Genomic DNA, 11,467 nt, shown 5'->3' with positions numbered 1-11,467 from the left:
TTATCCCAAGAAATTAATTTTGAGGGTTTAGTTGTTGCGCTTTTATTTTTATATATAAGTAAAGTATTTTCTATATACTAAATGAATAACTATCTTCAATACATAATAAACTAAAACGGTATAAAGAGTGGAGATTAATGCATGAATTGTAATAACCTCCTATTGTAATTTTTTTTTGAAGATTTTGGTTTTAGTAAAAGAAAGTATAACTAGATAATGGTAATTAAAGATAATAATTTAAAACAAGTATTTAATAAGCACTACCAATCACTAGTATTGTATGCCAACCGATTTTTGTTTTTAAAAGACGAATGTGAGGATTTGGTTCAAGATGTTTTTGTTAATCTGTTGGAAATGGAAAAAACCTTTCCTAACGACATATCATTAAAGGTATACCTATATAAAATTGTACGCAATAAGTGCTTAAATGTTATTAAGCACAATAAAGTAAAGACTAAATATGCTGAAAATGCTATTCATTTAATAGAAGATGACAATTTGTTTTTAAAGCAAATGGTTGAACAAGAAATTGTTTATCAATTATATAATGCTATTGAAATACTTCCCAAAAGGAAAAAGGAAATCATTAAATTGAGTCTTAGGGGCTATAAGAATTTGGAGATAGCTGAAGAATTAGATATAAAAATTCAAACTGTTAAAACATTAAAATCTCAGTCTTATAAGATTTTAAGGGAGCAATTCAGCGAATTAAAAACACTTATTTATTTTTTATTAGCATAATTAAAATTAAATAAGTGTTTTTGTTTTAAAACGACGTTTAATTAATTGAATATAAGCTTGTTATGCTGTTTGTTAAGTCAATCTTGTTGTAGTGTTGTTTTTAAATTTTGAGCTTTTTTTTATTTTTTTTAAAAAAAAGGAACTTTTCAGTAGTACTTTATGAAAGTTTAGTTGTTTTATATATAAGAAATGTAAATCGATGAACGAAATTTTTCATATATCAAAGTTGATAATTAAAAAAAGATTAAAAACTTTGAATGATTCCGAAAGCCTTGAATTGGAGGTTTATTTAAAAAAACATCTTTTTTTAAAAGAAATTACAATTAAAGAATTAATAGATACTATAGAGTCATACCCTTTAGTTGATAAGGAAAAAGCTTGGAAATTAATAGAGGTAAAGGTTCAGAAGAGAAAAAACAGACCTGTTTTTGAACTGTTTAAAAGACCTTGGAGGAACGTTAGTGCGGCAGCAATATTTGTTGGGCTTTTAGCTACAGTTTATTTTTTTAATAATGATGTTGTTAATTCTAGTTTTGAAAAAGACTCAATAATTGTTAAGGAGAATAGTAATGTTATTTTACCTGGTACTAATAAAGCAACATTAACTCTAGAAGATGGTTCGGTTATAATTTTAGAAAAAAATATTACATTTCAAACATCTAATGCTAATAGTAATGGAGAACATATTGTCTATAATCCAGGCAAAACAAAATCAGAAAAGGTTGTATATAATTATCTAACAATTCCTAGAGGAGGTCAATTTTACATCATACTATCAGACGGAACAAAAGTTTGGTTGAATTCTGAATCTCAACTAAAATACCCAGTTGCATTTAATGATGGAGAAACTCGTCAAGTTGATTTAGTCTATGGAGAAGCTTATTTTGATGTATCACCAAGTACCGAGCATAATGGTTCAAGTTTTAAAGTGTTAAACAATTCTCAAGAAGTGGAAGTTTTAGGAACAGAATTTAATATCAAAGCATATAGAGATGAAACGAATATCTATACGACATTAGTAGAGGGGAAAGTCGTTATTGATAATGGTGTTTTAAAACAAAATCTAGAGCCAAATCAACAACTAAAATTAAATACTCAAGATAATAATTTTGTAGTTTCTGAGGTTGATGTCAAAGATGAAATTTCTTGGAGAGATGGGAAATTAAGCTTTAACAATGAATCTTTAAAAGATATTATGAAAATAATATCAAGATGGTATGATGTAGATGTAGTTTTTAAAACAAAAGAACTTGAGACTGCAGAATTTATTGGCGTTTTAGATAAGCAGCAAAGTATTGAAGAAGTTTTGTCTATTTTAAAATCGACTACTATAGAAAATTACGAAATAACTAACGATACAATAATACTTGAATAAATGACTGTTAGGTCTTATAAAAAAAACTAATTAAACAACTGAAAGCCTATGAAATAAAAAAGGGATAAAGTTTAACCCGCTAAAGTACAAACCTTTATCCCAAGACCATTACCAATCAATTAAATTTTTTAACCAATTAAATAATACACAAATTTATGAAAAATAAATTAATAAACTCCTATTTTTTATGGGGAAAGAGTATATTACGAGATATTATGAGAGCATTTATATTTTTATTTTGCGCAACATTTTTTGCATTCAATTCTCATAACATTGTATCCCAAAATTCTAAAGTTTTAATAAATAAAGACAAATCATTAACAGTAGATGAAGTCTTTCAAATTATTAAAAAGCAAACTGATTATAACTTCTTTTATGAAAAGAATTTATTTAAGGATTTTTCCAAAGTAAAAGTAAAAAAAGGACTCATTAATACGAATGATTTACTTAATAAAAGCTTATCTCAAGGAAATTTCATTATCACAGTTACTAATAACAATGGGGTTTTAATAAAAGAGAAAGCATTAGAAAATATTAAGGAATCCAATCAACAGCAACAGGTATCAGGCTTAATAACAGATGCTAATGGAGAACCTTTACCAGGAGCTAGTGTTTTAGAAAAGAACACCACAAATGGAGTGCAATCCGATTTTGATGGAAAATTTTCGCTAACTATTTCTAATAAGAATGCCGTACTAGTTATTTCTTATCTAGGTTTTGTTACTAAAGAAATTGAAGTAGGAAGTCAAACAAATATTAATGTTGCTTTAGTTGAAAATGCTGCTAGTTTAGATGAAATTGTTGTAATAGGTTATGGAACCGCTAAGAAATCAGATTTAACTGGAGCTATTGCTAGTGTTGATGTTGAAGGTGCTAGTTTACAACCTAATGCTAATGCATCTCAAATGTTAAGAGGAACTAAAGCTGGAGTTCAAGTTCGAGATAATGGTAGACCTGGTCAATCAGGAAATATAGTAATACGTGGAACTAATTCAATTTCGGCAAGTAATTATCCTCTTATTGTTTTAGATGGGATTATTTATTCTGGAGGGCTTTCAGATATAAACCCTGGCGATATTGAATCTATAAGTATTTTAAAAGATGCCAGTTCAACCGCAATTTATGGTTCTTTAGCTGCAAATGGAGTTATAGAAGTTACTACAAAAAAGGGTAAAACACAAAAACCAAAAGTAACATTTAATACTTATGCTGGTTTTTCTGATTTTGCAAACATTCCAACCTATTTAAATGCTAAACAATATTTAGCTGCGAGACTTGATGGAGAGATAGCAGACGGTAGTACGTTGCCTTTTCAGCCTGTAGAAGAAGCTAATATTGCAGCAGGAAGAACTATTAATCCTTTTGATGAGATTAAACAAAGTGCACCTATTTCAAATTATGAAGTAAGTGTTTCCGGTAGGGAAGATAAAGTAAGTTACTTCTTTTCTGGAGCTTATTCTAATGTGAAATCACCTGTAAAAGGAGATAATTTCAAAAGAATTTCTAGTAGATTAAATTTGACAGTTAATGCAACCGATTGGCTTAAGTTTGGTATAAACTCTGGTTATACATCTAGAGATGATTCTGGTGTTCGAGCAGATTTACAAGCAGCAACTTATTTATCGCCTTATGGTAGTTTATATTTAGAAGATGGGGTTTCTCCAAAACAACAGCCAATGGATATTGGGCTTGTGGCAAATCCAATATTTGATCATGACTTAGATGATAGATTGTCTATAAATAATACATTATTTGCTAATACTTTTGTTGAAGCTAATATTCTTAAGGGACTGTCTTATAAATTAAACGTAGGTTATACTAGAAGCGATTCTAAACTCTTTACTTACAGTCCTTCATATGAACCAGTAGGAAGACTTGGTTCAGGTTATAAAAGACATACAGAAAGACAAAATATAACCTTAGAGAATATCATAAATTATAAGAAAACTTTCAAAGATGTTCATAATCTAGGTTTAACATTACTTTATGGTATTTACGAAATAAGAGATCAAGGTTCTTCATTTTCTAGTAGCAATATTTTTAACGATGTGTTAAGTTATAATGCTCTTGAATTAGGAGAGAATTATCAAATTAATTCAGATGCTGCGGAGAACAAACAAAATTCTAGCATGGCTAGATTAAGTTATAACTATAGTAGTAAATATTTTATAGATCTTAGTATAAGAAGAGATGGTTATTCAGCGTTTGGAGAAGGAAATAAATTTGGTAATTTTCCTGCTTTAGGTTTTAGTTGGAATATTTCTGATGAAGAATTTTTAAGCAATTCCGATTTTATAGATTTTCTTAAGCTTCGTACATCTTGGGGTAAAAATGGTAATCGAGGTGTTAGAGAATACTCGTCTTTAAGTAGTATTGCAACCACTAATTATGTTTTTGGAGACGGTAGTTCTTCATATGTCGGATCTTATGCAACATCTTTTGCTAACCCTAGTTTAGGGTGGGAGACTACAGAGAGTTTAAATTTAGGTGTAGATGCTAAGTTTTTTAACAATCGTATCTCCGCTAGTTTAAACTATTATGTGAGTAAAACTACAGATTTATTATTAAATCAAACAATTCCTAACACAAATGGGTTTGAAATATTCTTAACAAATATTGGTGAAACGGAAAACAAAGGATTTGAGTTAGATTTACAAACTACAAACATTAAAACAGATAATTTCTCTTGGGATACAGGCATAGCATTTTCATTCAACAGAAATAAAATTGTTAAGCTTTCTGGTAGAGATTTAAATGAAGATGGTATTGAAGATGATGATATTGCAAGTGGTTGGTTTATTGGAGAACCATTAGGTTCTAATTTCGATTATGTATTTGATGGTATATATCAAGAAGGTGATGATTTTACATTAAATCCTTCTGGACAACCTGGAGATATTAGATTTAAAGATATTGGTGGAGGTGCTAATGGAGAACCAGACGGTGTTATAGATTCTAATGATAGAAAAGTATTAGGTAGTAGTCAGCCAGATTTTATAATGGGTCTTACTAACGTTTTTAGATATAAAGGTTTTAGTTTGTCTTCAACATTTTATACATCACAAGGAGGAAAGAGTCCTAACGCAACGCTTAATCCAGGAACTAATTTTTACGACCAAGCAAATTTTTTAAACGTACCATATTGGACTCCTGATAATCCAATAAATACAGCTGCTAGGATTAATTATAAAAACCCTTTAGGATATGGTTTTTATCAAGATAGAAGTTTTGTTAGACTACAAGATGTATCTCTTTCATACGATTTTTCATCTGAAATTCTTGAAAAAATAGGTTTTTCAAGGTTGCAAATTTATGCAAGTGGTAAGAACTTAGTAACATGGACAGATTGGAAAGGTTGGGATCCAGAGTTTGGCTCAGGTTTAAGAAACCCAGGAAGTAATGGGCCATTACTTAAAACTTACACTTTCGGTATAAACGTTTCATTATAACAAACAGATAAAAATTTAAGATTATGAAGAATAATATAATTATATTAAGTTTATTATCAATATTACTAATTTCTTGTAATGATAATTATCTTAATGAAGTGCCTTTAGATAGGCTTAGCCCTGAGAATTTATTAACAAATGAAGCTGGTTTTGATGCAGCAATAATTGGTCTATATCAAGGAGCAAGAGAAGAGTATGTAGTCGCTTCTAATATTTTTGAATATATGACGGTTAGTACTGATTTGGCAGAGTGGGGAAGAAATGATCCTAGAGGTAATAAAGACTATAGACTGTTAGATGGTAACTTAAATGCATCAATAGTTTATTGGGATTGGGCATATAAACTAATGATAGCTAGAGCCAATTTAGTTTTAGAGACTATAGATGACCCAAATATAGATATTTCTGATGCTTCAAGAGCAAATATAAAAGGTCAAGCATTATTTTTTAGAGGATATACCTATAATTTTTTAGCTAATATTTATGGAGGTGTGCCAATTGTTGGAGAACGTTTAAAAGTACCAAAGTTTGATTTTACAAGAAATTCAAGAGAAGAAGTTTTAATGTTCGCCGCAAATGATTTGGATGAAGCTTCTAAGTTATTGGCACTAGAAGTTGCAGATGGTAGAGTGCCAAGAGCTGCCGCTTTTCATGTACTTAGCGAGGTATATATTTCGTTAGGTATGGTTACAAATGATGACTCGTTTTACGATAAATCTATTGCAGCAGCCAGTTCTGTAATTAATAAAGAAGGTGGGGATTATGAGATAATGACTAGTCGATTTGGTCCAGCGAGTTCCATGCCTGGAGATGTTTTTTCAGATGTGTTTGCACATGGTCAAATCAATAAATCATCTGGTAATAAAGAAGTTATTTGGGCGCATCAATATGAATCATTTACTTTGGGTGGTGCTACTGTTCGTAATCTAGGAAATAACGGTCCACGTTATTGGGCTCCTTTTATTGATAGAGTAACCAGCCCTAATAACGTTACTAATGTACCAGCAGATAGTTTAAATAGGGGTATTGGTGTGAATTCACCAACAAACTATGTTAAGTATGATATTTGGAAATTAGACTGGAATGACATGCGTAATTCTAAATATAATATTAGACGTCAATTTTATTATAATGGCGCTGATCCCGAATATTATGGTAAACCAATTATAGTAGACCGAAAATCAGATGGCGAATTATATACAAAAAGGTTAGATGGTACTTTTACCGATCTAAAATTAGATACATTATCAAGATACTATCCATGGATTCGTAAAATTGATGGAACTCCTTTTAATGATGATGTAACAAGTGGAAGAACGTCTAAAGATTTATCTAGAATAAGAGTTGCAGAAACATATTTATTAAGAGCCGAAGCTTATTTTAGAAAAGGCAATAACGCTCAAGCTGCAATAGACATTAATATAGTACGTAATAGAGCAAATGCAATTACAATATCGGCTACAGATGTTACCGAGGATTTTATCTTAGATGAAAGAGCTAGAGAATTACTTGTCGAAGAGCCTAGATTAAGAACACTTATTAGAATGGGCCGATTGGTAGATAGAGTTAGAACTTATAATTCTGCACCATCAGCTATTGGAGGTATTTCGGCAGGTAATACCATACAGGATTTTAATCAGTTTTGGCCAATACCACAAAAGGTGATTGATGCAAACACAGGGGCAGAATTTACTCAGAACCCCGGGTATCCACAGTAAAATAAATACATTTAATTGTTTTAGTAGTTTAGTTTTTTTTAAAAGTATAAGGAGTTTTTATAAGATATCTTATTTAAATAAGAACTCCTTTGTGCTTTTTTTAATCTAGCTTCTAAAGTTTTAAAAACTGGGTAAGTAACGTTTATTTAACTAAAGCTTAATGCTTTATGGTTTTTTTTATGTTTCAATAACTCAATACGGATTGTAAAATTTAAAGGCAGATTATAAAAATATGATTTTTAATAAAATATTATACAAAAGTTTATTTCTTTTTCTATTGGTACAACTTGTTGGTTGCAAAAATGTTGAAAATAAGAAACAAAATTTAGAAGTAAAGAAAATATTATTACGTTCAAGTTGGCAAACAGTCAATATTGGAGATATAGCTCACACTCCTGGTGTTTTGGCATTATGTGAACAGTACATGCCAGATGTTGAAATTCGTCTTTGGGCTAGCGATGTCGACAATGGTGTAAAGCAAATGTTGGAAAAACGATTTCCTAATCTAGAAATTTTTCTTAGTTCCGATACTGTAGCATTACAAAAAGCTTTTAAAGAATGTGATTTTCTATTGCATGGTTCAGGGCCATATTTAGTAGAAGATAAAGATGTTGAACAATGGATTCAAGAAACCGGGAAACCATTTGGAGTTTATGGAATAACACTATCTAAAGTACCAACAAATATTGAAAAAATCCTAAATCAGGCAGAGTTTGTGTTTTTCAGGGATACTGTTTCATTACAATTGGCAAAAAGAAAAGGTGTTAAATCTCCAATTATGGAATTTGGACCTGATGGAGCTTTTGCTTGCGACTTAAGAAACGATTCTGCGGCACTAAAGTTTATGGCGGAAAACAACTTGGAAGAAGGAAAATTTTTATGCGTTATTCCAAAATATCGTCGTACACCTTATTGGAAAATACCAGGTAGAGATGCTCCTTTTAACGCAATAATTGATAGAAGAAATCAGGAAATGAAAGAACATGATTTAAAACCCTATCGAGATGCTATTATAGCCGTTGCAAGAGAAACATCCATGAAAATACTTATTTGCCCTGAAGATATGACTCAGGTAGCATTGGGTAAAGAAATGTTATATGATCCACTTCCGGAAGATGTCAAAGAAAAAGTGGTTTGGCGCAACCGTTTTTGGCTTACAGACGAAGCCTTGAGTGTTTACACTAGATCGGCAGGTTTGTTTGGGCTTGAACAACATTCACCAATTATGTGTATTGGAAACGGGATTCCTGCACTGGTTGGTCGTTTCAAAGAACAATCAAGTAAAGGTTATATGTGGCATAATATTGGTCTGAAAGAATGGTTTTTCGATAGTGATAATAAAGAACTTATGGATGGTTTAACTCCAACAGTTTTATCATTAATACAAGAGAAGGAATTAGCTCATAAGAAGACACAAAAAGCCAAAGAGTTTGTTGAAAAAAGGCAAGCTGAAACTATGGAAATACTAAAGAATGTCATCAATAAATAAACATAGTTGTTGTTGTTAAACTAAAATAGAAAAACAAGAATAATTAACCATTAAAAATAAAAAATGAAAAAATTACATTTATTTATAACCGTTTTTTTAATTACAATATCTGTATCTGGGCAATCCATTGCCAGATGGGTTTCAGAATCAGACCAGGTAACCGATCCTGGTACTTCTCAAGATCCTACAAGTGTAACAACTTACGTTAATAAAGACGGTATTTCTTCTATATACTTTATTTACGTAAATAAGGATAGAGAAATGGTTGTAGCAAAAAAGACAGGAGATGTTGTTGAGAGGAGTGCTGCGTACACTTTAGAGAATCCGCCAATTGAGAGATGGCATATCTGCCCAACCATTGGAGTAGATAAAAATGGTTATGTACACATTATAGGAGACATGCATAATCAAGGTTGGAAATACTTTGTTAGTACAGAACCAGAAAGTATTACATCATGGGATTATAAAGGAGCTGTTAAAAATGACCAAGGTGTGGTTACAGATACAGGGGTTTTGGAAGGTAATAGTATTACTTATCCTACCATATTTTACGGTAGCAACCGAGAGATGTTTATAGCATTTAGGCAAAGAGGCTCAGTTGAAACACCTGGGAACCATAGGGGTGGTGTAATTCGTTATGATGCAGATGCTAAGACATATACAAGTTTAGGTTCAAATTCTTATGACGATGGCGGTACAAATACTCCAAACACATTGGTTTGGAGTAATGGAAATGGTGCAGATGATTGTTGGTATAATAAAACAGGTATTAAAATCCATTTTGATGATACTAATAGGATGCACTTAACTGCTAGTTTAATAGATGTCTGTGTTGCTAAACCAGGCCCGGGTGAACCAAATGTGCCATATGCTGTAAATACTCATGTTATATATGCGTATTCAGACGATTTAGGTACAACTTGGCATAAAGCAGGTGGTGAGCCAATTACAAGTTTACCATTAACTGTAGATAATGCTTCAATAGTGGTAGACAGAACATCACAGACAGATATAAATGGAGGAGATGGAGAAGTTGGAGCCTTTGGTCCTAGCACTCCAATTGTTAGTTACCAATTAAGAGGAGGTAATAGTTACACTAGAAAGTGGGACGGTACAGAATGGGTCGAAATTACTCCACCAAATAAAGCTAAAGTATTTATGAGTGGTAAAGAAGGTTATACAGCCTGGTATAATGGTAAAACTATTGATTACTCATCTGATGGTGTTGAATGGGAACAACTAGCTGGACCATTACCAGGTGGTGTTTTTGGACAACAAGGAGGAATAGATAGAGAATATTTTAAGCAAACAGGTAACTTTCGGTACCATGGGAAATTTGATGACTATAAAAGAAGTAGCATTTTTACAATTTATAAAGATTTTTTAAGACCAAATATAGCAGTAGGAAAGTCGGTTACAACTTCTTCTAATTTTAATGAGGTATACACAGGAGATAAAGCAGTAGATGGTTTGCCTGACAGTAGTGCAAGTAGATGGGTTTCACAGACTGTTACGGCTACCACACCTCAAACAATTACAGTTGATTTAGAAGCTGATTATATTATAGGTGCGTTTGGAGTTAGAACAGGTAATTCTGGTAATTATAGTAATCCTATTAGAGATTATACTATAGAATACTTAAAAGACGATGGCACTTGGGAAAGTTTCTATAGTGAAACAGAAAATACAAATTCAAATTTTAAACATTCATTTTCTGAATTTACAACATCAATGGTTCGTTTAACTGTTACAAATGCACGAACAGCAGAAAATGGCTCTGACCAACCCGTTAGGTTGTATGAACTTGAGTTATATGGAGAAATAGCTCCTGTTAAACCCGTTTTAAAACCAAACGTAGCCTTAAATAAACCTGTAGAGGTTAGTGCAACTCCATATGCAAATTATAATGGAGAAAAAGCAGTAGATGGCGAAGATACTAATGCAAGTCGTTGGATATCAGATCCGGTTACAGAATCTAATGAGCAATGGATTGTGGTTGATTTAGGCGAAGATCACCTTATAAACGGGTTTGGAATGAGAACTGGAACAGGTGGAAATTATGCTAATCCAATTGAAAGTTATCGTTTTGAATACGAGGATGAAAATGGAGATTGGATAGTTATAACTTCGGCTTCAGAAAATACAGAACCAAATTATAAAAGTGCATTTGACGATGTTAGAGTGTCAAAGGTTCGTTTATCTATTCTTGCAACACAAGGAACCAATCAACCGACTAGATTATATGAACTTGAGGTATATGGAGAGTCAGTGCCAACTGCATCAATTAAAGATATAGCGAATAAAATGCAAATGAACATTTATCCTAACCCTTGTGATAGTATTCTTTACTTAAAAAAACCAACCTTTTATATTGGTAATTTAACAATATCAAATATGAATGGCCGTGTGCTTAAAACCATTTCTTCTAGTGAGCTTTTAAGAGGTATTGATATTAGTAAACTTAACTCTGGAGTATACTTTATTAGTGGAACTATAATTGGAGACGGAAAGAATGTAGCTAAGTTTATAAAGAAATAAGTTTTAAAAAAAGTCTAGTTGCTTTGATTTGGTTATCGAAATAACTAGACTTTTTAATAGGAAATAATTTAAGGAAGTTTTTAGCTAGAAGAAATTATAATTATTGCAGAAAAACATTAATTGAACACAAAAGTATTATCAGAAAATTATTTATACC

The 11,467-nt window shown here is 31.5% G+C and carries 6 protein-coding genes; all 6 read left to right on the top strand.

The annotated features are described in order from the left end of the window. Positions 1 to 216 precede the first annotated feature (216 nt). Positions 217 to 741 (top strand): sigma-70 family RNA polymerase sigma factor, encoded by a 525-nt coding sequence (locus FGM02_RS02810; protein ID WP_139956738.1) that lies wholly within the window; start codon positions 217 to 219, stop codon positions 739 to 741. Positions 742 to 940: 199 nt separating this feature from the next. After that, positions 941 to 2,116, top strand: a complete 1,176-nt coding sequence (locus tag FGM02_RS02805) for a FecR family protein (protein WP_139956736.1) — start codon at positions 941 to 943, stop codon at positions 2,114 to 2,116. A 155-nt stretch (positions 2,117 to 2,271) separates the two neighbouring features. Beyond that, entirely contained in the window at positions 2,272 to 5,565 is a 3,294-nt protein-coding gene (locus tag FGM02_RS02800; RefSeq protein WP_139956734.1) for a SusC/RagA family TonB-linked outer membrane protein, read from the top strand. A gap of 23 nt (positions 5,566 to 5,588) precedes the next feature. Next, positions 5,589 to 7,283 (top strand): RagB/SusD family nutrient uptake outer membrane protein, encoded by a 1,695-nt coding sequence (locus FGM02_RS02795; RefSeq protein WP_139956732.1) that lies wholly within the window; start codon positions 5,589 to 5,591, stop codon positions 7,281 to 7,283. 232 nt (positions 7,284 to 7,515) lie between these two features. Beyond that, positions 7,516 to 8,772 carry a polysaccharide pyruvyl transferase family protein gene (locus FGM02_RS02790; RefSeq protein WP_139956730.1) on the top strand — a complete coding sequence of 419 codons (1,257 nt, stop codon included), beginning with the start codon at positions 7,516 to 7,518 and terminating at the stop codon, positions 8,770 to 8,772. Positions 8,773 to 8,835: 63 nt separating this feature from the next. Beyond that, positions 8,836 to 11,310: a discoidin domain-containing protein gene (locus FGM02_RS02785; RefSeq protein WP_139956728.1), complete on the top strand. Its 2,475-nt coding sequence runs from the start codon at positions 8,836 to 8,838 to the stop codon at positions 11,308 to 11,310. The last annotated feature ends 157 nt before the right edge of the window (positions 11,311 to 11,467 follow it).

Source organism: Flavicella sediminum (assembly GCF_006381105.1).
Taxonomy (GTDB): Bacteria; Bacteroidota; Bacteroidia; order Flavobacteriales; family Flavobacteriaceae; genus Flavicella; species Flavicella sediminum.
The sequence above is the reverse complement of the archived record's forward strand: the minus strand, read 5'-3'. Positions and strand labels throughout refer to the sequence as shown.

Excerpts from the sequence above, each read along its gene's own strand:
- FGM02_RS02810 (WP_139956738.1), top strand. The coding sequence starts at position 217 with ATGGTAATTAAAGATAATAATTTAAAACAAGTATTTAATAAGCACTAC.
- FGM02_RS02805 (WP_139956736.1), top strand. The coding sequence starts at position 941 with ATGAACGAAATTTTTCATATATCAAAGTTGATAATTAAAAAAAGATTA.
- FGM02_RS02800 (WP_139956734.1), top strand. The coding sequence starts at position 2,272 with ATGAAAAATAAATTAATAAACTCCTATTTTTTATGGGGAAAGAGTATA.
- FGM02_RS02795 (WP_139956732.1), top strand. The coding sequence starts at position 5,589 with ATGAAGAATAATATAATTATATTAAGTTTATTATCAATATTACTAATT.
- FGM02_RS02790 (WP_139956730.1), top strand. The coding sequence starts at position 7,516 with ATGATTTTTAATAAAATATTATACAAAAGTTTATTTCTTTTTCTATTG.
- FGM02_RS02785 (WP_139956728.1), top strand. The coding sequence starts at position 8,836 with ATGAAAAAATTACATTTATTTATAACCGTTTTTTTAATTACAATATCT.